The sequence below is a fragment of the Streptomyces sp. NPDC057697 genome (genome assembly GCF_042799335.1).
Classification (GTDB): Bacteria; Actinomycetota; Actinomycetes; order Streptomycetales; family Streptomycetaceae; genus Streptomyces.
This window is the reverse complement of the sequence record NZ_JBHVJA010000008.1, coordinates 129,940-155,800: the sequence shown is the minus strand read 5'-3', so window position 1 is coordinate 155,800 and position 25,861 is coordinate 129,940. Positions and strand designations below refer to the sequence as shown.

The following is a 25,861-nucleotide window of genomic DNA, read 5'->3' as shown; positions in this document are numbered from 1 at the left end:
CGGGAACGGCGGGCGGGGTGTCGTGCTCTCCCCCGCCCGTCGTTCCCGCGGTGGGTCCCCGGGGCTTCCCGTCCGGACCAGGCCGGGCTCGCGTGCCCCGGCCCGGTCCGGACCGTGGACCCTCGGACCTCACGTCCGGACCGTGCCGGGCTCGCGTGCCCCGGTCCCTGATCCGGTCCGGTCCGGTGCGGACGGAAGACGCTAGGGCAGTTCCTTCAGCTGGATGTTGCGGAAGGACACATGGTCGTCGGCACTGTGGTTCTGAAGGCCGATGTAGCCGTTCTTCAGGCTCCGTACCGGATCGGTGTTGGTGAAGTCGTTGATCTTCACTCCGTTGAGGAAGACCCGGAGACGTTCGCCCTGGACCTTGATCTCGTAGCTGTTCCACTGGCCCGGCGGGCGCAGCACCTGGTCACGGGCCTTGGTGTTCGCGGCCTTGAAGGTGTAGATCGAACCGGTGGTGCGGTCGGGCGCGTCGCTGGCGTCGATCTGGACCTCGTAGCCGTTGTTCACCGCGGACCAGGGGTCGTCGGACTCCGGGAACCCGACGAAGACGCCGGAGTTGTCGTCGCCCTGCATCTTCCAGTCGAGCTTGAGCGAGTAGGACCCCAGCTCCTTGGCCTGGTAGGTCAGCAGGCCCATGCCGCCCTGGGAGCGGAGTTCACCGTCGACGACGTCGAACTTCCCCGGGCCCGCCTGCTTCCAGCCTTCGAGCGTCTTGCCGTTGAAGATCGAGCGGTAGCCGGTGTCGGGCTTGCAGTCGGCCTTCACCTGGCCGGCCGCGTACCGCATGCCGCCGAGGAGCAGCTTGCGGAAGTCCGGTTCGGCGTAGGACTCCTTGGTGTGACCGAGGCCGGTGTAGAAGGAGCGGCCGCCCTGGTAGGTCTGGCACCAGGTGATGGGGTGGTCGCCCTTCATCGTGCCGCCGGTGTAGGTCGTCTCGTCGAGTGTGGCGAGGACCTTGGCCTGGTCCCGCGGGTTCGTGCGGTAGTTGTACCACTCGTCGGTGCGGTTCCATTCGTCGCCGAGGTCCGCGGTGGCCGGATGCTTGTGGTCCTCGACGCGGACGGTGGCGGGCTGGACGGCGGGGTGCGAGGAGAAGTACGCCCCGACGAGTCCGCCGTAGAACGCCCAGTCGTACTCGGTGTCCGCCGCCGCGTGGACGCCCATGTAGCCGCCGCCGGTGGCCACGTAGTTCTCGAAGGCCTTCTGCTGGGAGGCGTCGAGCACGTCACCGGTCGTCGAGAGGAAGACGACGGCGTCGTAGCGGGCCAGGTTGCTGGTGGTGAACTGGCCGGCCGTCTCCGTGGCGTCGACGGTGATGTTGCTGTTCTTGCCGAGTTCCTTGAGTGCGGCGATGCCCTCGGGGATCGCGTCGTGGCGGAAGCCCGCGGTCTTGGAGAAGACCAGGACCCGCTTGGCGGTCTTGTCCGGGGGGCTGTCGGAGAGTTCGAAGTCGTCGATGTCGTAGAGCGCCCCGGCGCCTCCCTTGAAGACCAGGAAGAGTTCGGTGGACTTCTTCGGGACGCCGCGCAGCGGTACGTCGATGTCCTGGAAGTTGTCCCAGGCGCCGGTCACCGGGACGGGTGCGGAGCCGAGGATCTTGCCGGTCGGCGAGCCGGTCCGTACTTCGAGGAAGCCCCCGGCGCCGCCGGAGGAGATCCGGGCGGTCAGCTTGGTGGAGCCGGTGAGGAGGTACGGCTTGAAGGAGATCCAGTCGTCGTTGTGGATGTCGCCGACCGTCTTGCCGCCGTGGGCGGTCGCCTTGTTCTGCGGGCCGACGCCGTGGGAGTCGCTGTAGTGCTCGGCCTGGCGGTGGCGCGGCTGGAGTTCGGCCTGGTCATGGCCGGTCAGGGCGGCCTGGCCGCCTCCCCCGCCGTCCGTGTAGGAGGCGTCGATGACGCCGAAGATGTTGGCGTTGGGGTCGTGTCCGCCGTCCATCTCGGTCTTGATGGTGCCGGTGCAGCCGTGTGCCGAGGTGATGGGGTGGCCGTGGCTGTCGTGCCCGAGGATGAAGCGGACCTCGATCTTCGAGCAGTCGATGGTGCCGTCCTCGGGGTCGGTGACGGTCACCTTGAAGGGCACGTCGTCGCCGAAGGAGAACAGCTGCCCGTCACCGGGGAGTTCCAGCTTCACCACCGGTGCGGTGTTGCCGACCGTCACATGGACGTTGGCCGAGCCCTTGCGGCCGGTGGGGTCCGTGGCGGTGACGGTGGCGGTGTAGGTGCCGTTCTTCTTGTACGTGTACGTGGGGTTGGCGGCGGTCGATGTGCCGCCGTCACCGAAGTCCCAGCTGTAGGCGAGCGTGTCGCCGTCGGCGTCGGTGGTCCCGGCCGAGGAGAAGGCGACCTTGAGGGGGGCGGTGCCGGAGGTCTTGTTGGCGCTCGCCTCGGCGATCGGGGAGCGTCCGCCGGTGGCGTTCTCGATACGGTAGAGCGCCGAGTTCTGGTCGCCGCCGAAGTAGCCGGTGCCGTAGTCCAGGACGTACAGCGCGCCGTCGGGGCCGAACGTCATGTCCATCACCTGGGTGCCCGACCAGGGGAAGGCGTTGATGGACTTCACCGTGCCGTCGGTGTCCTGGTCGATGCGCTTGATCCAGCGCCGGCCGAACTCCCCGGCGAAGAAGTTGCCGTCGTAGGCCTCGGGGAATTTCACCGGCGAGTCGAGGTCGGCGTCGTAGTGGTAGACGGGTCCGCCCATCGGGGACTCGGAGCCGCTGCCGAACTCGGGCACGGATCCGCCGTCGTAGGGGATCCAGGCGGGCTGGGCCGGCGGCAGGTCGACCAGTCCGGTGTTGTACCGGGAGGTGTTCTTGGGCGCCGCGCAGTCGAAGGTCTCGCCGGAGGTCTTGGTGGCGAAGTCGTAGTCGACGAAGGGGTCGTTCTTGCCGGTGCAGAACGGCCAGCCGAAGTTCCCGGCCTCGGTGACACGGGCGAACTCGACCTGGCCGCCGGGTCCGCGCTGGGGGTCGGCCGCACCGGCGTCGGGCCCGTAGTCACCGACGTACACGATGCCGGTGGGCTTGTCGACGGTGAAGCGGAAGGGGTTGCGGAAGCCCATCGCGTAGATCTCGGGACGGGTCCTGTCCGTGCCCGGGGCGAAGAGGTTGCCCTCGGGGACGGTGTACGAGCCGTCGTCGGCGACCTTGATGCGGAGGATCTTGCCGCGCAGGTCGTTGGTGTTGCCCGAGGTGCGGCGGGCGTCGAACGCGGGGTTGCGGTCGGCCCGGTCGTCGATCGGGGTGTAGCCGTCGGAGGCGAACGGGTTGGAGTCGTCGCCGGTCGACAGGTACAGGTTGCCCTGCGCGTCGAAGTCGATGTCGCCGCCGACGTGGCAGCAGATGCCGCGCGAGGTCGGGATGTCGAGGACCTTCTTCTCGCTGGCGGTGTCGAGCGTGCCGTCCTCCTTGAGGACGAAGCGCGAGAGCCGGTTGACTCCGTCGAACGGGGCGAAGTCGGCGGCGGTGCCGTTCTCGGGGGCGTCGCCGGACGGGGTGTCCAGCGGGGGCGCGTAGTAGAGGTAGATCGCCCGGTTCTTGCTGAAGTCCGGGTCGACGCCGACGCCCTGGAGGCCCTCCTCGTCGTGGGAGTAGACGGGGAGGACACCGGCGAGGGTGGTGTCGCCACCGCTGTCGGTGAGCCACAGCTCGCCGCCGCGCGCGGTGTGCAGGACGCTGCGGTCGGGGAGCACCGCCAGGGTCATGGGCTCGCCGGTCTCGGCCACCCCCTTGGCGAGGGTGACCTGCTGGAATTCCTCGGCGGCGGCGTCGGTGGCGGCCGGTGAGGGCGGCCCGGCCGCCGCTCCGGGCGTGGCGCCCAGGGCCAGGGTGGCCGCGGCGAGCAGGCCGCCGGTGAGCAGTGCGAGGGATTTGCGGACGCGGAGCCGTGTTCTGCTTCTGTTTCCGGTCGGTGTTCTGTGCACGAGTGTCCTCCGGAGAGTGCCGGTTGTACGGGCGGGGTGCTGCCGTGCCGTGCTGCGCGGGGACTGCCGCGCGGGTCGTCCGGGGTGTGTGGGACACCGGCGACCCGGGTCATGTCATGTACACGATTTGGACCGTAGACCTGTTCGTCCGGGACGGAAAGACCTTGCGCACCGGTCCGGTCGAACTTTTTCCTGCGTCAGGACAAAGCGGGGCGTGGGCAGGGGCGGGCGCGGGGCGGCCACCCGGCTCGCCGCCCCGGCCCGGACCGGACGCCCCGTTCCCGGCGGGAGGCCGTCAGTCCCCGCCCCCGAACGCCGCGTCGAACGACGCCGACGGCGGCTCGAAGTCGTACCGCTTCAGCGTGGCGAGCGCCTCCGGCGCACCGGCCAGCCGGTCCATCCCCGCGTCCTCCCACTCCACCGAGACCGGCCCGTCGTAGCCGATGGAGCGGAGCATCCGGAAGACGTCCTCCCAGGGCACATCGCCGTGACCGGCCGAGACGAAGTCCCAGCCGCGCCGCGGATCGCCCCAGGCCAGATGGGAACCGAGCCGGCCGTTGCGGCCGTCGAGCCGCTTGCGCGCCTCCTTGCAGTCCACGTGGTAGATCCGGTCCCGGAAGTCGTAGAGGAAGTTGACCGGGTCCAGGTCCTGCCAGACGAAGTGGCTCGGGTCGAAGTTCAGCCCGAAGGCCTCCCGGCGGCCCACCGCCTCCAGCGCGCGGTGCGTGGTCCAGTAGTCGTACGCGATCTCGCTGGGGTGCACCTCGTGGGCGAACCGCACGCCCTCCGCGTCGAAGACGTCCAGGATCGGATTCCAGCGTTCGGCGAAGTCCTCGTAGCCCCGCTCGATCATGTGCGGCGGGACCGGGGGGAACATCGCGACCAGGTGCCAGATCGAGGAGCCGGTGAAACCGATGACGGTGCGCACCCCGAAGGCGGCGGCGGCGCGGGCGGTGTCCTTGAGCTCCTCGGCGGCCCGGCGCCGGACCCCCTCGGGCTCGCCGTCCCCCCAGATCCGCGCGGGCAGGATCCCCTGGTGCCGCTCGTCGATCGGGTCGTCGCAGACGGCCTGGCCGACCAGATGGTTGGAGATCGCCCAGCACTTCAGTCCGTACCTGTCCAGCAACTGCCGCCGGCCGTCCAGATAGCCGGGGTCGGCCAGCGCCTTGTCCACCTCGAAGTGGTCGCCCCAGCAGGCGAGTTCGAGACCGTCGTAGCCGAAGTCCCGGGCGAGGCGGCAGACCTCCTCCAGCGGCAGATCGGCCCACTGGCCGGTGAAGAGTGTGAAGGGACGGGGCATGGGCGGGACCTCCTAGAGAACCACGGGGGTGTGTACGGAGTTCTTCTCGGCGCTCTCCTCCACCGCGGCCAGTACCCGCTGCACCTGGAGCCCGTCGGCGAACGACGGTGCGGGGGCGGTCCCTTCGGCGATGGCGTGGACCAGGTCGCGGGCCTGGTGGACGAAGGTGTGCTCGTAGCCGAGGGCGTGGCCCGGCGGCCACCAGGCCTCCAGATAGGGATGCTGGGGTTCGGTGACGAGTACGCGCCGGAACCCGGCGGTGGCCGCGGGCTCGGTGTGGTCGTGGAAGGACAGCTCGTTGAGCCGTTCCAGGTCGAAGGCGAGCGATCCGCGCTCCCCGTTGATCTCCAGACGCAGCGCGTTCTTCCGTCCGGCCGCCATCCGGGTCGCCTCGAACGAGGCCAGCGCGCCGGAGGCGAGGCGGCCGGTGAACAGTGCCGCGTCGTCGACGGTCACCGCCCCTCTCGCGCCCATGTCCCCCGCGCCGGAGAGCCCGGCCGACGGGCCCGCGAGCCGGGGCCGTTCGCGTACGAAGGTCTCGCTGACCGCCGACACCCCGACCAGCGGCTCCCCCGCCAGATACTGGGCCAGGTCGACGATGTGCGCGCCCAGGTCGCCGAGCGCGCCCGAGCCCGCGCGTTCCCGCTCCAGCCGCCAGGTGAGCGGCGACTCGGGGTCCACGAGCCAGTCCTGGAGATAGGCGGCGCGGACGTGCCGCAGGGGGCCGAGGCGCCCCTCCGCGATCAGCTGCCGGGCATGGGCGATCGCGGGCACCCTGCGGTAGTTGAAGCCCACCATCGCGACCTGGCCGCGCTCCGCCGCGCGCGCCGCGGCCTCCGTCATCGCCTCGGCCTCGGCGACCGTGTTGGCGAGCGGCTTCTCGCACAGCACGTGCTTGCCCGCCTCCAGGGCGGCGATGGCGATCTCGGCGTGGCTGTCGCCCGGGGTGCAGATGTCGACGAGCTGCACGTCGTCCCGGGCGATGAGGGCGCGCCAGTCGGTCTCCGCCGCCGCCCAGCCGAGGCGGGCGGCCGCCCCGTCGACCGCCGCCCGGTCCCGTCCGCAGACCGCGGCGAGAGCCGGTCTCATCGGCAGGTCGAAGACGCGTCCCGCGGTGCGCCAGCCCTGTGAGTGGGCGGCTCCCATGAACGCGTATCCGACCATGCCGACCCCGAGCACCGGCACGCTCGTCGTCGGCCGGTGCGTCGGCGGCGCTGCGGCCTCCCGATCCGTCTCTTCCCTGCGGGCCATCCGGGCTTCCTCCCTCGTCGGTCGTTCGATGGGTGCGGCGGGAAGGCCGGTCAACGCCTTCCCGCGGGGTGGATCAGTTGAAGCCCGTCGGCAGGTACTGGTCGATGTTCTCCTTGGTGACCACCGCCGAGTAGAGGGTGAGGCTGGTCGGGATCTCCAGCTCGGCCAGGCCGCCGACGCCCTTGCCCTGGGCCAGCGCGCGGGCCAGGTCGATGGCGGACGCGGCCATCGTCGGCGGGTAGAGGACGGTGGCCTTCAGCACGCTGTTGTCCGCCTTGATGGCGTCCATCGCGGACTTGGCCCCGGCGCCGCCGACCATCAGGAACTCGTCCCGGCCCGCCTGCTGGACGGCGCGCAGCGCGCCGACGCCCTGGTCGTCGTCGTGGTTCCACACGGCGTCGATCCTCTTCTGCGCCTGGAGGAGCTGTGCCATCTTGGCCTGGCCCGACTCGACGGTGAAGTCGGCGGCCTGACGGGCCACCAGCTCGATGTTGGAGTAGTTCTTCAGCGCGTCGGCGAAGCCCTGGCTGCGCTGCTTGGTCAGCTCCAGGTTGTCGATCCCCGCCAGCTCGACGACCTTGGCGCCCGCCTTGCCCTTGAGCTGCTCGCCGATGTACGTACCGGCGTTGAGGCCCATGCCGTAGTTGTCGCCGCCGACCCAGCAGCGGTAGGCCTGCGGGGAGGCGAAGACCCGGTCCAGGTTGACGACCGGGATGCCGGCCCGCATGGCCTCCAGGCCGACCTGGGTGAGCGCCTTGCCGTCGGCCGGGAGGATGACGAGGACGTCGACCTTCTTGTTGATGAGGGTCTTGACCTGGCCGATCTGGGCGGCGGTGTCGTTGGAGCCCTCGGTGGTCTCCAGTGTCACCTCGGAGTACGTGGCCGCGCGCGACTTGGCGTTCTCGTTGATGGCGTTGAGCCAGCCGTGGTCGGCCTGCGGGCCCGCGAAGCCGATGGTGACGGGCTTGCCGGGCTTGTTGTCGGCGGTGGTTCCGGTGCTCTTGGCGGTGTCCTCGGTCTTGGGGTCGTTGCTGGTGCAGGCGGTGAGGAGGGCACCCGCGGAGACGGCCGCGGTGCCGAAGAGCAGTCGTCTGCGGCTGGTTTCTGGCATGGCTGTCGAACCCTTCATCCGGTGCGTGACATGTCACATGGGGCGAACGGGGCGGTGGGGTGGGAGGCGGGGCGTCAGGTCTCCCCGTGCGCCGATGTGCGGCGCTGGACGAGGACGGCGGCGACGATGATCGCGCCCTTGGCGATCTGCTGGACGTCGCTCTGCAGGTTGTTGAGCGCGAAGATGTTGGTGATGGTGGTGAAGACCAGGACGCCGAGCACGGAGCCGACGATGGTGCCGCGGCCGCCGCTGAGCAGGGTGCCGCCGATGATCGCCGCCGCGATGGCGTCGAGTTCGTACAGGTTGCCGTTGGTGTTCTGGCCCGAGCCGGACAGCACGATCAGCATGAAGGCGGCGATGCCGCAGCACAGCCCGGAGAGCAGATAGAGGAAGAGCCGCTGGCGCCGTACGTCGATCCCGGCCAGCCGGGCGGCCTCCGCGTTGCCGCCGACCGCGACCGTGCGCCGTCCGAAGGTCGTACGGTTCAGCACCAGCCAGCCGATGACGGTGACCGCCGCGAACATCATCACCAGGGGCGGGATGCCGAGGACGTAGGAGCCGGGCAGCCCCAGGTCCAGGACCGACGCGACGGTGACGATCTGGGTCTTGCCGTCGGTGATCTGGAGCGCCAGGCCGCGGGCCGAGGCGAGCATGGCCAGCGTCGCGATGAACGGCACCATCCGCCCGTACGCGACCAGCAGCCCGTTGACCAGCCCGGTGGCGAGTCCGACGACGACCGCGGTGAACAGGATGCCCGCGAAGCCGTACTCCTGGGTGGCGACCGTGGTCGCCCACACGGAGGCGAGCGCGACCATCGCACCCACCGACAGGTCGATGCCGCCGCTGGTGATCACGAAGGTCATCCCGACGGTGACGACACCGATGACGGAGGCCTGCGTCAGGATCAGCTGGAGGTTTCCGGTGTCCAGGAAGGCGTCGGGCTCGGTGATGCCTCCGACGGCGATCAGTACGGCGAGGACGCCGATGAGCGAGAGGTTGCGGACGTCCACGCGCGGGCCCCGGCCGCGCGCGGGTGCGTCCTTCGTCCGGGGTCCGGGGACCGGGGCGGCGCCGGTGTCCGGCCCGCCCTGCTGCGCCGAGGAGACGGGCTGCGTCATGACGTCGGGCTCCCTTCCATCACTAGGTCGAGTACGCGGTGCTCGTCGAGCTCCCGGGCGTCCGCCGTATGCACGACGCGGCCCTCGCGGAGCACCAGCACCCGGTCGGCGAGGCCCAGCACTTCGGGCACCTCGCTGGAGACGAGCAGGACGGCGAGGCCTTCGTCGGCCAGCCGGCGGATCACGGCGTACAGCTCGGCGCGGGCGCCGACGTCGACACCGCGGGTCGGTTCGTCGAGCAGCAGGACCCGGCAGCCGCGCAGCAGCCAGCGGGCCAGGACCGCCTTCTGCTGGTTGCCGCCGGAGAGCGTGCGGACGGGGGTGTCCGGGTTGTCGGGGCGCAGCGAGAGTTCGCGGGTGGCCTCGCGGGCCGCCCGTCGTTCGGCCGCGCGGTCGATCCAGCCGGCCCTGGAGAAACGGGACATCGAGGAGACGGAGACGTTGCGGGTGACGGATTCGAGCATCAGCAGGGCCTGCGCCTTGCGTTCCTCGGGGGCGAGGCCGATGCCCGCGGCGACGGCCGCGCGGACGCTGCCCGGCCTCAGCTGCCTTCCTGCCACCGTGACCCGTCCGGCGGTGGGCCTGCGGGCACCGTAGACGGTCTCCAGGATCTCGGAGCGGCCCGAGCCGACGAGCCCGGCCAGACCCACGATCTCGCCCGGCCTCAACTCCAGGTCCACCGGGGCGAATTCACCCTTCCTGGTCAGCCCTTCGACCATCAGGACGGGCTCCGTCGCAGCCGCTCCGGGAGGGTTCGCGGGGCGGGGCGGGAAGACGTACTCGACCTTGCGGCCGGTCATCATGGCAACGATGTCGTGTGTCGGTGTGGACTCGGCGGGCAGCCCCCCGGCCACCGCCCGGCCGTCCTTGAGCACCGTCACCCGGTCGCCGATCCGGCGGATCTCCTCCAGGCGGTGCGAGATGTAGACCACGGCGACCCCGTCGGCGGTGAGTGCGGCGACGATACGGAAGAGGTTGTCGACCTCGTCCGGGTCGAGCGCGGCGGACGGCTCGTCCATGACGATGAGCCGTACGTCGTGCGAGAGCGCCCGCGCCATGGAGACGATCTGCTGCTGGGCGGCGGACAGCGCGCCGACCGGGCTGGCCGGGTCGATCTCCGGATGGCCGAGCCGCTTCAGCAGTGCCCCGGCGGCCGTGCGGCCCTCGCGGGTGCGGACGACGAAGCGGGCGGTGGTGGGTTCATGGCCGAGGAAGATGTTCTCGGCGACCGACAGGCCCTCGACCAGGTCCAGTTCCTGGTAGATGGTGGCGATGCCCAGGCGCATGGCGGCGATCGGTGACCTCAGCGCGACCGGTGCGCCGCGCCAGGTGATCTCGCCGTCGTCGGGCTGGTGGGCCCCGGCGAGCACCTTGATGAGGGTGGACTTCCCGGCGCCGTTCTGCCCGAGGAGACAGTGGACTTCGCCGGCCTGGACCTCCAGGTCCACGCCGTCCAGGGCGCGCACTCCGGGGAATGACTTGGTGATGCCGGACATGGTGAGCAGGGGTGGTTCTGGTGCCATGACGAATCCCCTCGGCGAATGGGGCCGGTGAGCGGGCAGGGCTGTACCAGGAGCGGTGGTGCGGTGTTCCCGGCGCTCCCCGTGCGACCGGGGTGCGCCGGTGTGCTGTCGGCCCGGGGTCAGGCCGGCGAGAAGAGGTGGTCGCTGATGAGCCGGGCGGCGCCGATCACTCCGGCGGCCGGTCCCAGCTCGCCCAGCACGATGGGGAGGTTGCCGGTGGCCAGCGGCAGCGACTGGCGGTAGACCTGGGTCCGGACACTGGCGAGGAGGGTGTGCCCGAGACCGGTCACACCGCCGCCGATCACCACCAGGCCGGGGTTGAAGAAGCTGACGAGTCCGGCGATGACCTGGCCGACCCGGTTGCCGCCCTCGCGGATGAGGTCGAGCGAGACGGCGTCGCCGGCGGCAGCGGCGGCCGCCACGTCGGCGGCGGTGAGCCGCCCGGCGGCGTCGAGCCGGCCGGCCAGCTCCGCGGACCGCCCGGAGCGTGCCGCGTCCTCCGCGTCGCGGGCGAGCGCGGCACCGCTGAAGTGGGCCTCCAGACAGCCCCGGTTGCCGCAGGCGCAGGCCCGGCCTCCGGGTTCCACCTGGATGTGGCCGATGTCCCCGGCGCTGCCGGTCGTACCCCGGTGGACCTCGCCGCCGACGACGATGCCGCAGCCGATGCCGGTGCCGATCTTGACGCAGAGGAAGTCACCGACGGAACGCGCGACGCCCGCGTGCTGCTCCCCCATCGCCATCAGGTTCACATCGTTGTCGACCATGACGGGGCAGCCCAGTTCCTGGCTGAGCGCCTCGCGGACCGGGAAGCCGTCCCAGCCGGGCATGATCGGCGGTGCGACCGGTACGCCTTCGGGGAAGCGGACGGGTCCGGGTACGCCGATGCCCGCGCCGTCGAAGCCCTCCGCGAGCCCCGAGGCGCGGAGCTTGGCCGCCATGGACAGCACCTGCTCGAAGATGGCGACGGGCCCTTCGCGCACGTCCATCGGGTGGTTGAGGTGTCCCAGGACCTCCAACTCGGCGTTGGTGACGGCCACGTCGACGGAGGTGGCGCCGATGTCGACGCCGAGGAAGCGCAGTTGCGGTGCGAGCCGGATGTTGTGCGAGCGGCGCCCGCCGCGGGAGGCGGCGAGTCCGTCGGCCACCACGAGCCCGGTCTCCAGCAGTCTGTCGACCTCGACGGCGAGCTTGGAGCGGGAGAGATCGACCTGATCCCCCAGCTGTGCCCGTGAGTTGGGCCCGCCGTCACGCAACAGCCGGAGCAGTCGCGCCTGATGCGCATTCGCGGGTCGTGCCGTCATACGTCTCACGCGCCCCTCCCCGCCACATCGGCCTGTACGTCGGGCTTTCGAGGGGAACGTAGCAGCGGTTGCCGGGAGTGGGAAGAAGTTGCGCAGGAATCCACCACAACTTTCTCCACACCGAGGACAAAGACGTACGGCCGCCCCACCGTCCGGGGCCCGGACATCCGGCGCGGGCCGGGCGTCTCAGCGCTGGATTCCGGCCTGCCGGGCGGCCCGCAGCCAGGACGGGAACTCCGACAGCACCCTGTCGTACAGCTCCTGGTCGGAGACCTGCTCGATGTCGTCGACGGCGAAGAATCCGACGTTGTCGACCCGGCGGCCGGGCAGGGTGTCAAAGCGTTCCAGCACGCCGTACCTGGAACTGCCCAGCCCGACGAACTGCCAGAACACCGGTTCGTCGGCGGCCGCCCGCAGCTCCGACTCGATCTCCTTGTCGCGGTACACACCACCGTCCGAGAAGAAGAGGACCAGCGTCGGATCGGGCACCGGATGGTCCCGTACGAAGGCCCGCACCTCGGCGATGACCTTCTGCTCCTCGTTCTGGATGCCGACCGTACGCATGTCGATCTGGCCGGGGAGCAGCCCCTTGGGCGGCTTCCTGCGCCCGAAGCCGAACATCTGCCCCACGCGTACGTGCAGCCCGAGCCACTCGGGCAGATCACCGACGGCGAGGTCGGGCAGCCGGGCCGGGTTGCCGGCGAACGTCCACGCCTGCATCTCGCCGTCGTCGTCGAGCTGGGCCGCGACGGCCACCATCCGCTCGACGACCCCCGCCACCGTGCCCCGCCGATAGAGACCGGCCATCGAACCCGACGCGTCCAGGACGAGCACGACGCGTGCGCGCAGCTCCGGCACACCGTGCTTGCCGAGGCTGACCAGGACCTGCCGCTTGCGCAGCGACAGCCGCTCACGCATCTCCACGGGCAGGTTCTCCTCGCCCTTGGTGAGCCGGGGGCGGGGCTCTTTCCCGGCGGGCGTCGGCTCGGGGGCGGGGAACTCCGGTGCGCGGGCGGGGTACGGGGGCGCCCCGGCCCGGGAGTCGGGCCCGGCCGCGGGCTGTTCCTCGTCGACGCTGATCCCGAAGTCGGTCGCCAGCCCCGCCAGCCCGCTCGCGTAGCCCTGGCCGACCGCCCGGAACTTCCAGCCGCCGTCGCGGCGGTAGAGCTCCCCGCCGATCAGCGCGGTCTCCGTCGCGGCGGCGATGTCGAAGCGGGCCAGTTCGGCGCCGGAGTCCGGGTCGAGCAGCCGCAGACGGAGCCCCGGCACCCGGCCGAAGGTGCCGCCGTCGGCGGACGCGCAGAGCGCGACGCGCTCGATGTCCGCTCCCAGCTCGCCCAGCCGGACCTCCAGCGAGTCGCTGCCGGGTCGTTTGCCGAGGTGGCGCACGGCGCCCGAAGCATGCCGGGGCTGGTTGTAGAAGACGAAGTCGTCGTCGGACCGCACCCGTCCGCCGCGGGTCAGCAGCAGTGCGGAGGCATCCACGTCCGGTACACCGGCCCCTGCCGACCAGTCGAGTACGGCCCGGACCGCGGAGACCGCGAGAGGTATGTTGGCGCCTTTGCTCAGTGTCGTCACACCCGCAAGTCTGCCCGCCGCCCGGCCGGACCGGCGGCGACGGCACCCACAGCCTCCCGGCCGGGGGCGGTGACGGACGACCACGCGGCGAGGGACGGCACCGGAGCACGCGAGCCCGGCCCGATACCGGACGCGGGGCCCCGGGGCGTGCACCGGAAGCCCCGTCCGCCCGGCGGTCTCCGCCGCGTACGCTCGCCGCGTCGTCGGGACCACCCCGGTACGTCCCTGGCGGGGCGACCCTCCGTCTCGCGATCGCGCGCGCCGGACACCGCCGGACCCGCCCTCCGGGCAGAGGGACGGCGCCGCGTTCGATACACGGCCTAGCCGTGCTCCTGCCGCGCGTCTGTGGTGCGCGTGTGCTCCAAGTGGGAGCGCATGACCTCCGAGGCCCGCTCCCCGTCGCGCGCGGCGATCGCCGCGATCAGTGAGCGGTGCTCGATCCAGGACCGGGCACCGCGCCGACGGGCCGCCGGGGTGGAGTACCAGCGGGCCCGGCGGTTCACCTGGGTGGCGAGCTCACCGAGGACGGCGTTGCCCGCGAGCTCCATGACCTTGGCGTGGAAGGCCGCGCCGACGGTGACCGCCAGGTCCGCGTCGTCGTCGGCGACGGCCTGCTCGCCCCTGGCGCAGAGCTCTTCCAGGGCCGCGATGCCCTCGGGGCCGGAGTGGGCCGCGGCGAGACGCGCGGCCTCGGTCTCCAGGAGTGCGCGGACCGGGAGCAGCTGGTCCGCCTCCTCCTCCGTGGGCTCGTGCACGAACGCGCCCTGGGCGGGCCGGAGGTCGACCCACCCCTCGGTGTTCAGCCGTTGCAGGGCCTCGCGGACCGGCTGGCGGGACACCCCGAGATGGCCCGCCAGCTCGCTCTCGACCAGGTGCTGACCGGGGCGGAGCGTACGCGTCGTGATGAGTTCGAGCAGCGTCCCGTAGACGCGATCGCGCAGCGGACCGGGCCGTTCCAGCTTCGGCACGGCGCCCTGCGGCAGCCCTGCGGACACCATCGCGTCCCCTCCCCGGCAGACGAGCGGCCCCGTGCCTTTCGTCGGCAGTCTACCGATCATGGAACCCCCTCAGGGGCAGCGGATCACCTGACCCGCGTACGAGAGGTTCCCGCCGAAGCCGAAGAGCAGGACCGGCGCACCGCGGTGGACCTCGCCGCGTTCCACCAGCTTGGACAGGGCCATCGGGATCGAGGCCGCGGACGTGTTGCCGGAGTCCACGACGTCCCGGGCGATGACCGCGTTGACCGCGCCGATCTTCCTGGCGACGGGTTCGATGATGCGCAGATTGGCCTGGTGCAGCACCACCGCTCCCAGGTCCTCGGGCGCCACCCCGGCCTTCTCGCACACCTTGCGGGCGATGGGGGGCAGCTGTGTGGTGGCCCAGCGGTAGACGGACTGCCCCTCCTGCGCGAAGCGCGGCGGCGTCCCCTCGATCCGTACGGCGTTCCCCATCTCCGGTACCGAACCCCACAGCACGGGGCCGATCCCGGGTCCGGCCGCGTCGTCCGGGTCCGCGACCACGACGGCCGCGCCGGCCCCGTCGCCGAGCAGGACGCAGGTGCTGCGGTCGGTCCAGTCGGCGATGTCGGCCATCTTGTCGGCGCCGATGACCAGGACGCGCTCCGCCGCCCCGGCCCGGATCGCGTGGTCGGCGGTGGCGAGGGCGTGCGTGAATCCGGAGCAGACCACATTGATGTCCATCACCGCGGGCGAGCCCATCCCGAGCCGGGCGGCGACGCGTGCCGACATGCTCGGCGAGCGGTCGATCGCGGTCGAGGTGGCGACCAGCACCAGATCGATCCCGGCCGGTTCCAGCCCCGCCCCGGCCAGCGCCTTGGCCCCCGCGTACGCGGCCATCTCGTCCACCGGCTCGCCGGGCCCGCCGATGTGGCGGGTCCGGATGCCGACCCGGCTGGTGATCCACTCGTCGCTGGTATCGACCATGGCCGCCAGATCGTCGTTGGTGAGCACTCTGGCGGGCTGATAGTGGCCGAGCGCCACGACACGTGAGCCGGTCATGTACGGGGTCCCCTCGCTACGGATGGCAGGAACCATCCAGTCTTGGTCGCTACCGACCGGTACAGGGGCACGTGTTCCCACAGGAATAACGTCCGGCCGTTGGAGGCTTGACAACAGGCTCGACCGTTACGAAGGCATTTCGTAGACAGTATTCCGGCATCGCCTCCCGTCCTGACGCGACGTCACACCGCGTGTGCAGGACAATGACATCGCCGGACCGCCTCCCCCGCGCTCGTCCGTCCGGTGTCCCGGGGGCGGTGTCCGCCGCACGGGCCGCTTCGGCTTCCATCACCTACAGAATCGGGTTCAATCGCCATGGGTCGGGTCACCGAGCGTCGCCGCACCATCCGTATCCGGGACGGAGCCGTCTCCACCCGCCCCGACACGCTCGTCGCCGAGGAGCCCCTGGAGATCCGGCTGAACGGCAGGCCGCTCGCCATCACGATGCGCACGCCCGGCGACGACTTCGCCCTGGCGGCCGGGTTCCTGGTGAGCGAGGGCGTCGTCGGCGACGGCTCCGAGGTGCGGTCGATCGTCTACTGCGCCGGGGCGACCGCCGACGGCGCCAACACGTACAACGTGGTCGACGTGCGGCTCGCCCCCGGTGTCCCGGTCCCCGACATCACGCTCGAACGCCATGTGTACACCACCTCGTCCTGCGGGCTGTGCGGCAAGGCGAGCCTCGACGCGGTGCGCACCACGACCCGGCATCCGGTCGCCGACGCTCCCCCGCTCCGGGTGGATCCCGCCCTGCTCTCCGCCCTCCCCGACCGGCTGCGTGCCGCGCAGCGGGTCTTCGACCGGACCGGGGGGCTGCACGCGGCGGCGCTGTTCTCCGAGACGGGCGAGCTGCTCGACGTCCGGGAGGACGTCGGGCGGCACAACGCGGTCGACAAGCTGGTCGGGCGGGCCCTCACGGACCTCCGGCTGCCGCTGTCCCGGGCGATCCTGCTGGTGTCGGGGCGGGCCTCGTTCGAATTGGCCCAGAAGGCGGTGATGGCCGGGATCCCGGTGCTCGCGGCGGTCTCGGCGCCGTCCTCCCTCGCCGTCGACCTGGCGGCCGAGTCCGGACTGACCCTGGTCGGCTTCCTCCGGGGCCCCTCGATGAACGTGTACGCGGGCGAGCACCGGATCGCCCTGGAGACGACGGCCGACCGGGGCTGAGCCCGGCCGCCCGGCCCGCACCGGGGTCCGGCCGACGCGGGGGCGACTTCGTCTCGGCCGGTCCCGGCTCAGCTCACCGCGGCGGCCTCCCGCGCCACCGCTCCGGCCGCCGGGTCCTCGTCCCGCACGTCGCGCGAACGGCGCTTGGCGATCACGGCGCACACCATCAGCTGCATCTGGTGGAAGAGCATCAGCGGCAGGACGGCGAGGGACGCCTGCGCCCCGAACAGCACGCTCGCCATCGGCAGCCCGGCGGCCAGGCTCTTCTTGGAACCGGCGAACTGGATGGCGATCCGGTCCTCCCGGTCGAAGCCCAGCCGCTTGCCCCCGTACCAGGTCAGCGCGAGCATCAGGGCGAGCAGCAGCGCCTCCGCGCCGAGCAGCGCCCCGAGCCGGGCCGGGGTGACCTGGTGCCAGATGCCCGCGACCATGCCTTCGCTGAAGGCCGTGTAGACGACGAGCAGGATCGATCCGCGGTCGACGAGGCCGAGGACCTTCTTGTGGCGGGTGAGGAAACCGCCGATCCAGCGGCGCAGCAGTTGTCCGGCGACGAAGGGCAGCAGCAGCTGGGCCCCGATCCTGAGCAGCGCGTCCGCCGAGAACCCGCCGCCGCTGTTGCCGAGCAGGGCGGCCGCGAGCAGCGGAGTGAGGAAGATCCCGGCGATCGAGGAGAAGGAGCCCGCGCAGATCGCCGCGGGCACGTTGCCGCGGGCGATCGAGGTGAAGGCGATCGACGACTGGATGGTCGACGGGACGAGGCAGAGGAAGAGGAAACCGCTGTACAGCTGCGGGGTCAGGACGTACGGCACCAGCCCCCGGCCCGCCAGGCCGAGCAGCGGGAACGCCACGAAGGTGCAGATCAGCACGGTGAGGTGCAGCCGCCAGTGCCGGAGGCCGTCCAGCGCCTCGGCGGTGGAGAGCCGGGCGCCGTACAGGAAGAAGAGGAAGGCGACCGCCCCGGTCGAGGCACCGCCCGCCACCTCCGCGGCGGTCCCGGAGGCGGGCAGCACCGCCGCGAGCACGACGGTGCCGATGAGCGCCAGGATGTACGGGTCGAGCGGCAGCCAGGACGGCGGTTTCAGGGTGCGGCGGCTCATGGGCTCCACGGGTTCTCTCGGTTCCGGTCGTGCGCCGTCCATGCTGCTCCCCTTCGGTGCGATCGGGAATCCCGTACACCGCTCTCACTGTCATCATGTCGCGCGATAGCCTGGCGCCCATGTACGACCCCGCGCAGCTCCGTACCTTTCTCGCCGTCGCCCAGACGCTGAGCTTCACCCGGGCCGCGCACCGGCTCGGGGTGCGGCAGTCCACCGTGAGCCAGCACGTGCGGCGCCTGGAGGACGCGGCGGGGCGGCAGCTGTTCGCCCGGGACACGCACCGGGTCGACCTCACCGTGGACGGCGAGGCGATGCTCGGCTTCGCCCGGACGATACTCGCGGCGCACGAGCGGGCCGCGGCCTTCTTCGCCGGGACCCGGTTGCGCGGGCGGCTGCGGTTCGGGGTGTCGGAGGACTTCGTGCTGACCCGGCTGCCGGAGATCCTCACGTCGTTCCGGCGGGACCATCCGGAGGTCGAGCTGGAGCTGTCGGTGGAGCTCTCCGGCACGCTGCACCAGCGGCTGGCGGCGGGCCGGCTCGATCTGGTGCTCGCCAAGCGGCGCGCCGGGGACACCCACGGGGAGCTGGTCTGGCAGGACGCGCTGACCTGGATCGGCGCGCCGCGGCTGCGGATCGACCCGGAGCGTCCCGTTCCGCTGATCCTCTTCCCGCCGCCGGGCATCACCCGGGCCCGCGCCCTGGAGGTCCTGGAGGAGCACGGCCGGGCCTGGCGGGTGGCCTGCACGAGCACCAGCCTGAGCGGGCTGATCGCGGCGGCCCACGCGGGGCTGGGCGTGATGGCCCACAGCCGGGGGCTGATCCCGCCGGGTCTGGCGCCGGTGCCGTCCAGGGCCGGGCTGCCGGAGCTGGGCGGCGTGGACTTCGTCCTGTCGCACGGGCGCCGCCACGGCGGGGCGCACGAGGCCGCGGACGCGCTGGCCTCGGCGATCCTGGCGGGCGGCGACCGGCTGATCCCGGCCCTGGGACGGGCGGACCCCCCGTCGACGGCCGTCGACGGTTCCTCCTGGAACCCGGACCGGCGGTGACCCTGCGCGATCCCCCACGGCGTATCGGCTCCGGGTCCCGCCGGTCTCGTCGAGCGGCGGGGGGCTGTTCCGCCGTGGAGGCCGAGGGGGTCCGGTCGTCGCCCGCCCCGGCAGGCGCGCGAACCGCATGCCGGGGAAGGGCCCGCCGCCGGGACCGGCTACGCGCTCCGGTCCTGGAGCCAGGTGTCGATGACCTCGGCGACGAAGCGGGCGAGCCGTACGTCGCCGGGAGGGCGGCGTCGTTCGAGCAGGTCCAGGTAGTCGACGCCGAGCTGCGCGCGGGTGAGGCTGTCCCCGAGGCACGCGACACGGATCGTCACGGCGTTCCCGGGCCGGACGTGCCGGTGTGCTCGCTCGGGCGGCCTTCGGCCCGGGGACGGTGCTCGGTGCCGAGACCGGCGGTGACGGTCAGGATGCACGTCGGCCCCGCCATGTCGACCGCGTGCCATGTCCCGGCCGGAGTGACGGTGGCCTCGCCCGGCCCGAGCAGAACCCGGTCGGGCACGCCGTCCGCATCGCGGGTGACCGTCACCGACCCGCTGAGGCAGACGACCAGTTCGTCGCCGGCGGGGTGGCGCTCCCAGTGGTCACCGGGGCCGTCGCCGTCGAAGATCGCCACCATCCGGCCCTCGGCGCCGTCCGCCGCGACCGCGGCACTGTATGCCTGGAGCACCTCCGGGTTCCAGGCGAAGCCCTCGACAGGTTTCGCTCTCGACCCCAGCCCGAGGTGCACGGGGGTGGTCCGCAGGTCGATGGCGCCGGGTTCGTGATCGATGAGTCTCATGCCGACGATCGTCACAGGACGGCGATGGGGCGGTCTTGAAGGAAAGGGAACGGAAGCCCACGCGACGGGCGGCCGGTCGGCGGCTGCCCGGTCCCGAGCAGGACTTCGCCGCGACGCCAGGCTGTCGGCGATCGGCCCGTGAACTCGCTCCACTCCCGGACGAGATGGGCCTGGTCGGCGTAGCCGGAGACGGTCGCCACATCGGCCCACGGAAGCGGGTCGTGCGCGGTGGCCAGTTCGTGCGCGTGCTCGAAGCGCAGCACCCGGGCGAAGGTCTTCGGCGACAGGCCCACCTCACCGCGGAACCGCTCGGTGAGATACCGACGGCTCCAGCCCAGTTCCGCGGCGACCGCCCCGACCTGAACGCGGCCCCGCGCGGCCAGGAGGCGGCGCCAGGCCTCGGCCACCTCGGGGCGCATCCGGGAAACGCGGTCGCCGTCGGCGCCGCGGCCGACGGCTCGCAGGAGCAACTCGTCGAGCGCGGCGAACCGCGCGGCCCAGGTCGTCGCCGCGCGGAGCCGGTCGGCCAGCTCGACACCGAGCGTTCCGAGAAGGTCGTCGAGCGGGACCAGTCGGTGGGCGAGGTCGGCGGCGGGCATGCCGTAGACGGCCCGCGCCCCGAGCGGTGTCAGCGACACCTTCACGCCTTCCTGGCGTCCGTCGTGGTGGATCGCGACGGACCGGCGCATCAGACCCCCGGCCACGCTGCCGAATCGGGTGACCGGTGTCCCGTCGTCGACCCCCGCCGCCACCTCCAGTGAGCCGGACAGGCTGATGACCGCGGTGAGCACGCGGCCCGGCGGACCGCAGTGCACCCCCGCCGGGAACCCACGAAGGTCGAAACCGACGTACGAGCGGACGTACCGCCGCAAGGCGGGCGCCGGACGCCCGTCGATGTTGGTGGCAGTATGGTCTTCCACCCTCGCAGTGTACGAACCGGTGGGCGGGGCACAGCCGGGCCGATGCCTCGTCGGTGGCGATGTCCAGGTGGTCGCGGTCGGCGATGCGGTCGCACGGCGGGGAAGCGGCGGAAGACTGCGTCGCGCCCCGGTTTTCCGGCCACCGATCATTCGAGCCGCCGGAATCCGCTGAAGGCGCCGGCCGACCGTGCGATCCTCCGGATTCACCGGAAAACGTGCGGAACTCGATGAATGCCCCCGGATCGGGAGTGACTGCGGCGTACAGATTCGGTGGAGATTCCGGCGCCCGCCGGTTACTCCGCGTTCCCAGCCACGCCCGAGCCTTGCCCATCTGGCCGGATTTCGGTGGCTGACCTGTGCATATGCCACGTTCTCCGCCGGTACGGAACCCTCCCGCCGCGTCGCCGCGTGGGGTAGCGTCACGGCGCTGTGCGGAGCGCCACGAGGAGCAGGTCATTGCGCGAGTTCACTGTCCCACCCATGGCGGCCGCGCCCCTCGTGGGCGGACTGGCCGACATCGTGTTCGACCATGCCGAGGAGGACCCGCAGCGGGTCGCGCTCGGCCGCAAGGACGCGGCCGGAAACTGGCGGGATGTCACCGCCGCGGTCTTTCGCGACGAGGTGCTGGCGCTCGCCAAGGGACTCATCGCCCACGGTGTCCGGTTCGGTGACCGGGTCGCCCTGATGTCGCGTACGCGCTACGAGTGGACGCTCTTCGACCTCGCGCTGTGGACCATCGGCGCCCAGTCCGTGCCCGTCTACCCGACGTCCTCGGCCGAGCAGGTGCTGTGGATGCTGCACGACGCCGAGGTGTCCGCCGTCCTGGTCGAGCACGAGGACCACGCGATGACGATCGCCTCGGTCATCGACCGGCTGCCCGGACTCAAACGGCTCTGGCAGCTGGACGCCGGTGCGGTGGCCGAGCTGACCGGGGCGGGGGCGGAGGTCGAGGACGAGGTGGTGCACCGACACCGCCGCGCGGTGACGCCCGAGTCCGTGGCCACGGTCATCTACACCTCGGGGACGACGGGGCGCCCCAAGGGCTGTGTGATCACGCACGCCAACTTCATGTTCGAGACGGACACCATGGTCGCCCGCTGGCGGTCGGTCTTCCGTTCCCGGCCGGGTGACGAGGCGGCGACCCTGCTCTTCCTGCCGCTGGCCCATGTCTTCGGCCGGATGGTCGAGGTCGCGGCGATCCGCGGCCGGGTGAAGCTCGGACATCAGCCGGAGCTGTCGGCCAGGGCGCTGATGCCGGACCTGGTGACGTTCCGGCCGACGTTCGTCCTCGCGGTCCCGTACATCTTCGAGAAGGTCTTCGACGCCTCCCGGCGCAAGGCCGAGGCGGAGGGCCGGATCGGGCCGTTCGACAAGGCCGTGGATGTCGCGGTGAAGTACGCCGAGGCGCTGGAGGCGCGGGCCTTCGGGACCGGTCCGGGGCCGTCCGCCGGGCTGCGGATGCAGCACCAGTTCTTCGACAAGGTCGTGTACCGGAGGGTGCGCGAGGCGATGGGCGGCCGGATCCGGCACGCCATGTCCGGCGGCTCGGGGATGGAGCGGCGGCTCGGGCTGTTCTTCGAGGGCGCGGGCGTCACGGTGTACGAGGGGTACGGGCTGACCGAGTCGACGGCCGCGGCCACGGCCAACCCGCCGGAACGCACCCGGTACGGCACGGTCGGGCTCCCGATCCCCGGGACGACCGTGCACATCGCCGAGGACGGCGAGGTGTGGGTGCACGGCGACAACGTGTTCGCGGGCTATCTGGGCGACCCCCGGGCCACCGAGGCGGTGCTGCGCGAGGGCTGGCTGGCCACCGGCGACCTGGGCTCGCTCGACGAGGACGGCTATCTGACGATCACCGGGCGGAAGAAGGAGATCCTGGTGACGTCGGGCGGCAAGAGCGTGTCGCCGGCCGGTCTGGAGGAGCGGGTGCGGGCGCACCCCCTGGTCGCCCAGTGCATCGTGGTCGGCAACGACCGGCCGTACATCGCGGCCCTGGTCACGGTCGACCAGGAGGCGGTGGAGCACTGGCTCGCGATGCAGGCGCGGACGCCTCTGAAGCCGGAGGAGCTGGTGCGCGATCCGGACCTGGAGACGGAGATCCGGCGGGCGGTGGTGGCCGCCAACACCGCGGTCTCGCAGGCCGAGTCGATCCGTACGTTCCGGATCCTGGCGCACCCCTTCAGCGAGGAGCACGGGCTCCTCACCCCGTCGCTGAAGCTGAAGCGCCGGGCGATCGAGACGGCGTACGCGGCGGAGGTCGACGCGCTGTACCGCTGAGGCACCCGGGGTGCCCCGGCGGTACAGCGCCTGCCGCCGGGCCTGCCGTTCGGGCAGACCACGCCATGTGCGGTGGCCGGCCTAGCTGATCGAGACCCGGAACAGCTTGTCCGAGCCGTCCGGTTCGTTCCCCTTGTTGTCGCAGTTGGTGGTGGAGAGCCAGAGCTGGTCCTGGCCCGGCACCTTGGTGACCGTGCGCAGCCTGCCGTACGTACCGACGTAGTACGCGCTCGGTGTGCCGAGGTTCTCGGTGTCACCGGTGATCGGCACCCGCCACAGCCGTTCGCCCTTCAGGGCGGCCATGTAGATGACGTTGCGGACGATGGCGATCCCGCTGGGCGAGGCCTCGGAGATGTTCCAGGTCTTCTTCGGGTTCGTCATCCCGTCGGTGGTGCAGGTGCCCTCGCAGACGGGCCAGCCGTAGTTGTTTCCCGGTTTGATGAGGTTGAGCTCGTCCTTCTTGCTGTCGCCGAACTCCGCCTCCCACAGCCGGCCGTTGCGGTCGAAGGCGAGCCCCTGGGGGTTGCGGTGACCGTAGCTGTAGACGTAGTTGCCGAACGGGTTGCCGGGGGCGGCCTTGCCGTCCGTGGTCATCCGCAGGATCTTGCCGTTCAGCGAGTTCTTGTCCTGGGCGAGGTCGGGCGTCTGCGCCTCGCCGGTGGAGGCGTACAGATAGCCGTCCGGGCCGAACAGCAGCCGTCCGCCGTTGTGGTACCTGCTCTTCTTGATCCCCTGGAGCAGGACCTTGTAGCCGCTGAGCGAGCTGCCGTCGTAGGTCATGCGGGCGATGCGGTTGCCCTCGGACGCGGTGTGCATGACGTACACGTAGTGGTTGCTGGACCACTTCGGGTCGACGGCGACGCCGAGCAGACCGCCCTCGCCGTCGGTCGTGACGGCGTCGGGCACGGTGCCGACCTGGGTCCTGGTGCCGTCGGCGGTGGCCCTGAAGACCTTGAAGCTGTCCCGTTCGGTCACCAGGGCGCTCTTGCCGTCGGGCATCCAGTAGGTGCCCCAGGGGATGGACCAGCCGCCGGAGACGGTGGCGATGCCGGAGGGCACACCGCCGTCGGTGGCGCAGTCCGGGGTGGTGAAGGCGACCGTGTTGCTGGGCGGCGACGCGTTGCCCGCCGCGTCCTTGGCGACGACGTCCAGGGTGTACGGGCTGGCGCAGGCGAGCCCGGTGAGTGTGGCCGTGGTGGCCGGCGGGGTGCCGGTCACGGTCTTGTAGACGGTGCTTGCGCTGCGTATCTCGTAGGCGGTGACGGCCTTGTCGTCCGTCGACGCCCCCCAGTCCAGGGCGACGCTGTTGGCGGTGAGCCCCGAGGCGGACAGGGTGCCGGGTGCCGAGGGCGGGGTGGTGTCGGAGCTGCGCAGGGTGGTGCAGTCCACGATCGGGCTGACCGACGACACGTTTCCGGCCGCGTCGCGCGCGAACACGGTGAGGTTGTACGTGGTGCCGGGGGTGAGCCCGGTCAGCTTCTTCGTGGTGGCGGTGCCCGGCGCCTCGCCGGACTTGTTGCCGTGTTCGTAGATGTCGTAGGCGGTGACCCCCACGTTGTCCGTGGCGGCGCCCCAGTTGAGCGTGAGGCCGTTCTCGGTGATCTCGGAGCAGCTGGGCGACGTGGGCGCGGTGGGGGCCTCGGTGTCCGAGGCGGTGACCGTGACGTCGAGGTAGTCCAGGTTGGGCAGCCCGTTGGCCGTCGTGGACGTCAGCCGGATCTTGTTGCTGCCGGCCTTGACCGGGGTGGTCAGGGTGGAGGTGGCCCAGGTGTTCCAGTCGGTGGTGGCGGCGAAGGCGCGGGCGGCCGAGACCACCGTGCCGCCCACGGCGACGTCGGCGGGCCGGGCGTCCGCCGTGCCGTTGGAGTAGCGGATGGCGATCTTGCCGGTGCCGGCGGAGGCCGCGGTGACGGTGAACTCCACATAGCTGCCGACGACGTTGTCGCCATTGACGAATCCGGTGCCCGAGTAGCCGGAGTGGTTGGACTCCGCGGCGCCCTTGACGATCGTCGCGGACTCCGCCTCGTACCGGGTGGCGGCCGCGGAGGCCGGCTGCGGGATCGCCTGCACCAGGGCGGTGCAGAGCAGCAGGGCGGTGAGCGCGGCGACTCTTCCCCGTGGTGTGGTGAGCGTTCCGGTCTGCATCCGAACCCCCGTCACGGAACCCAGTAGTTGCCGGACGCGACGATCATCGACTGGAGCTGGACGCTTCCGCCGTAGTAGAGGTCCGGGTCGATCGAGGTGCCGGCGAGCTTGTTCCAGAGCGCGTCGAGCCAGGCCTGGGAGCCGGAGTCGGTCATCGCGGTGACGACGAACGGGGCGGTGAACGCCATGTCGTTGCCGCTGTCGAACGCCGAGCCGTTCAGGTGGTAGCCGCTGACGATCTTGCTCGGGTTGCCGCCCGTCTTGGACTTGATCCAGGTGTTGAGCTTGCGGGCCGAGGCGAGCGAGGCGCTGTCCCCGCTGGTGACGGCGTCGGTGCCGATGCGCCACGGGTCGCGGCAGGCGTTCCAGGAGTAGTCGCCGTCGTTGGGGCCTTCGAGCACCTCGCCGGAGGCGGGCTTGGCCGTCTTGTCGGTGTTGACGACGAAGTCCGCCAACAGCCCCGTGCCGGAGGCGTACTTGGACTGCTGGGAGGTGATCAGGTTCTGGTGCGCCGTGCGCACGGTGTCCCAGGTGCTGTCACCGGTGGCGGTCCGGAAGGCGCGGAAGTGGTCGATCATCCAGTCCGAGGAGCGGGTCATCCAGTAGTGGGACTCGCCCGAGTCCGACCAGTCGCCGAGCAGCATCAGATGCGTGGTCGGGTTGACCTCGCTCTTCTTGATGGCGTTGATGTGCTTGACCGCGAGATCCTTGTAGTTGTACGTGCCGCCGGAGCCCCACTGCTTGTCGGCGAGGAGCAGCCCGTAGGCCACGTCCAGGTCGCCGTCGGTCGCCGAGTCGGAGCCGTCGACGCTCTTGCAGGAGGCGTTCTGCTCGGCGGCCAGGAGGTTGGAGTTGTTCACCGAGGGGTGGGCGAGCACGTACTTGACCATGCCGTCGAAGACGGTCTTCGCGTCCGGGTCGGCCCCGGCCATCGTCGCGGTGACGACCATCCCGTAGCCCTGGGCCTCGGCGACGTAGGGGTGGTCGGCGTCCGGCGAGATGACCTGGTACCAGCCGTTGCCGCAGTTCTTCTTGACGAACGCGGACTTCCAGGCGTTGTACGTCTTGACCACGGCCTGGTCGAGTGCCGACTGCGTGCCCGAGGGCTTCAGCGTCCCGGCGGCGTAGGGGAACGTGTGGCTGCCGAAGGGCACCGCGGGGCCGTCGGCCGTCGTGGTCGCGGCCGGCCGGACGGCCGCGGTGTCCTCGGCGGCGGCCGGCGCCGTACCGAGCAGGGGCAGCAGCAGCCCGGCGGCGGCGAGCGCCGCCGTGCCGATGGTCGCTGTCTTCGTGGTGGTACGCAT

Annotated in this window: 18 protein-coding genes and 1 pseudogene; 3 read left to right on the top strand and 16 right to left on the bottom strand. The window is 71.5% G+C overall.

The genetic code is table 11. The features are described 5' to 3' along the window. Window positions 1–201 precede the first annotated feature (201 nt). From ACFVFH_RS21600 to ACFVFH_RS21555, 10 genes are all read right to left on the bottom strand, one after another. Window positions 202–3,921 carry a ThuA domain-containing protein gene (locus ACFVFH_RS21600; protein ID WP_383771125.1) on the bottom strand — a complete coding sequence of 1,240 codons (3,720 nt, stop codon included), beginning with the start codon at window positions 3,919–3,921 and terminating at the stop codon, window positions 202–204. A 295-nt stretch (window positions 3,922–4,216) separates the two neighbouring features. Continuing rightward, window positions 4,217–5,221 carry a sugar phosphate isomerase/epimerase family protein gene (locus ACFVFH_RS21595; protein ID WP_383771122.1) on the bottom strand — a complete coding sequence of 335 codons (1,005 nt, stop codon included), beginning with the start codon at window positions 5,219–5,221 and terminating at the stop codon, window positions 4,217–4,219. Between the two features lie 12 nt (window positions 5,222–5,233). Continuing rightward, window positions 5,234–6,472, bottom strand: a complete 1,239-nt coding sequence (locus ACFVFH_RS21590; RefSeq protein WP_383771119.1) for a Gfo/Idh/MocA family protein — start codon at window positions 6,470–6,472, stop codon at window positions 5,234–5,236. A 73-nt stretch (window positions 6,473–6,545) separates the two neighbouring features. Next, window positions 6,546–7,583 carry a substrate-binding domain-containing protein gene (locus ACFVFH_RS21585; RefSeq protein ID WP_383771116.1) on the bottom strand — a complete coding sequence of 346 codons (1,038 nt, stop codon included), beginning with the start codon at window positions 7,581–7,583 and terminating at the stop codon, window positions 6,546–6,548. A gap of 74 nt (window positions 7,584–7,657) precedes the next feature. Then, window positions 7,658–8,701 (bottom strand): ABC transporter permease, encoded by a 1,044-nt coding sequence (locus tag ACFVFH_RS21580; RefSeq protein WP_383771113.1) that lies wholly within the window; start codon window positions 8,699–8,701, stop codon window positions 7,658–7,660. Further along, window positions 8,698–10,224 (bottom strand): sugar ABC transporter ATP-binding protein, encoded by a 1,527-nt coding sequence (locus ACFVFH_RS21575; RefSeq protein ID WP_383771110.1) that lies wholly within the window; start codon window positions 10,222–10,224, stop codon window positions 8,698–8,700. Before ACFVFH_RS21575 ends, ACFVFH_RS21580 begins: the two co-directional genes overlap by 4 nt. A gap of 119 nt (window positions 10,225–10,343) precedes the next feature. Next, window positions 10,344–11,525, bottom strand: coding sequence for an ROK family protein (locus tag ACFVFH_RS21570; protein ID WP_383771107.1), 1,182 nt, complete (start codon window positions 11,523–11,525; stop codon window positions 10,344–10,346). Window positions 11,526–11,711: 186 nt separating this feature from the next. Beyond that, window positions 11,712–13,103 carry a VWA domain-containing protein gene (locus tag ACFVFH_RS21565; protein WP_383771104.1) on the bottom strand — a complete coding sequence of 464 codons (1,392 nt, stop codon included), beginning with the start codon at window positions 13,101–13,103 and terminating at the stop codon, window positions 11,712–11,714. A gap of 320 nt (window positions 13,104–13,423) precedes the next feature. After that, window positions 13,424–14,101, bottom strand: a complete 678-nt coding sequence (locus ACFVFH_RS21560; protein ID WP_383771536.1) for a GntR family transcriptional regulator — start codon at window positions 14,099–14,101, stop codon at window positions 13,424–13,426. Between the two features lie 69 nt (window positions 14,102–14,170). After that, a complete protein-coding gene (locus ACFVFH_RS21555; protein ID WP_383771101.1) occupies window positions 14,171–15,121 on the bottom strand; it encodes a beta-ketoacyl-ACP synthase III in 951 nt (316 codons plus the stop codon). 315 nt (window positions 15,122–15,436) lie between these two features. Here ACFVFH_RS21555 and fdhD point away from each other — a divergent pair, with 315 nt between their 5' ends. Further along, window positions 15,437–16,285 (top strand): formate dehydrogenase accessory sulfurtransferase FdhD, encoded by an 849-nt coding sequence (fdhD, locus tag ACFVFH_RS21550; protein ID WP_383771098.1) that lies wholly within the window; start codon window positions 15,437–15,439, stop codon window positions 16,283–16,285. A 68-nt stretch (window positions 16,286–16,353) separates the two neighbouring features. On the opposite strand, the gene ACFVFH_RS21545 is transcribed toward fdhD, so the two are convergent. Further along, on the bottom strand, window positions 16,354–17,382 hold the full coding sequence (locus ACFVFH_RS21545; RefSeq protein WP_383771095.1) for a bile acid:sodium symporter family protein: 1,029 nt from the start codon (window positions 17,380–17,382) through the stop codon (window positions 16,354–16,356). A gap of 119 nt (window positions 17,383–17,501) precedes the next feature. Here ACFVFH_RS21545 and ACFVFH_RS21540 point away from each other — a divergent pair, with 119 nt between their 5' ends. Next, entirely contained in the window at window positions 17,502–18,428 is a 927-nt protein-coding gene (locus ACFVFH_RS21540; RefSeq protein WP_383771092.1) for a LysR substrate-binding domain-containing protein, read from the top strand. A gap of 203 nt (window positions 18,429–18,631) precedes the next feature. Here the strand turns inward: ACFVFH_RS21540 and ACFVFH_RS21535 are convergent. The 3 genes and pseudogenes from ACFVFH_RS21535 to ACFVFH_RS21525 all read right to left on the bottom strand — a co-directional run. Beyond that, a pseudogene (locus ACFVFH_RS21535) lies at window positions 18,632–18,748 on the bottom strand (SGNH/GDSL hydrolase family protein); the annotation flags it as partial. Further along, complete coding sequence (locus ACFVFH_RS21530) at window positions 18,745–19,212, bottom strand: cupin domain-containing protein (protein ID WP_383771089.1); 468 nt, start codon at window positions 19,210–19,212, stop codon at window positions 18,745–18,747. The gene ACFVFH_RS21530 and the pseudogene ACFVFH_RS21535, both read right to left, overlap by 4 nt. An 11-nt stretch (window positions 19,213–19,223) precedes the next feature. Next, the gene (locus ACFVFH_RS21525) at window positions 19,224–20,132 is read right to left on the bottom strand and encodes a helix-turn-helix domain-containing protein (RefSeq protein ID WP_383771086.1); all 909 of its coding nucleotides are present in this window, start codon (window positions 20,130–20,132) and stop codon (window positions 19,224–19,226) included. Window positions 20,133–20,612: 480 nt separating this feature from the next. Between ACFVFH_RS21525 and ACFVFH_RS21520 the strand changes: the two genes are divergently transcribed. After that, a complete protein-coding gene (locus ACFVFH_RS21520; RefSeq protein ID WP_383771083.1) occupies window positions 20,613–22,412 on the top strand; it encodes an AMP-dependent synthetase/ligase in 1,800 nt (599 codons plus the stop codon). Window positions 22,413–22,493: 81 nt separating this feature from the next. On the opposite strand, the gene ACFVFH_RS21515 is transcribed toward ACFVFH_RS21520, so the two are convergent. Together ACFVFH_RS21515 and ACFVFH_RS21510 are read right to left on the bottom strand one after the other, a co-directional pair. Further along, the gene (locus tag ACFVFH_RS21515) at window positions 22,494–24,557 is read right to left on the bottom strand and encodes a PQQ-dependent sugar dehydrogenase (protein ID WP_383771081.1); all 2,064 of its coding nucleotides are present in this window, start codon (window positions 24,555–24,557) and stop codon (window positions 22,494–22,496) included. 11 nt (window positions 24,558–24,568) lie between these two features. After that, entirely contained in the window at window positions 24,569–25,861 is a 1,293-nt protein-coding gene (locus ACFVFH_RS21510; RefSeq protein ID WP_383771078.1) for a glycosyl hydrolase family 8, read from the bottom strand.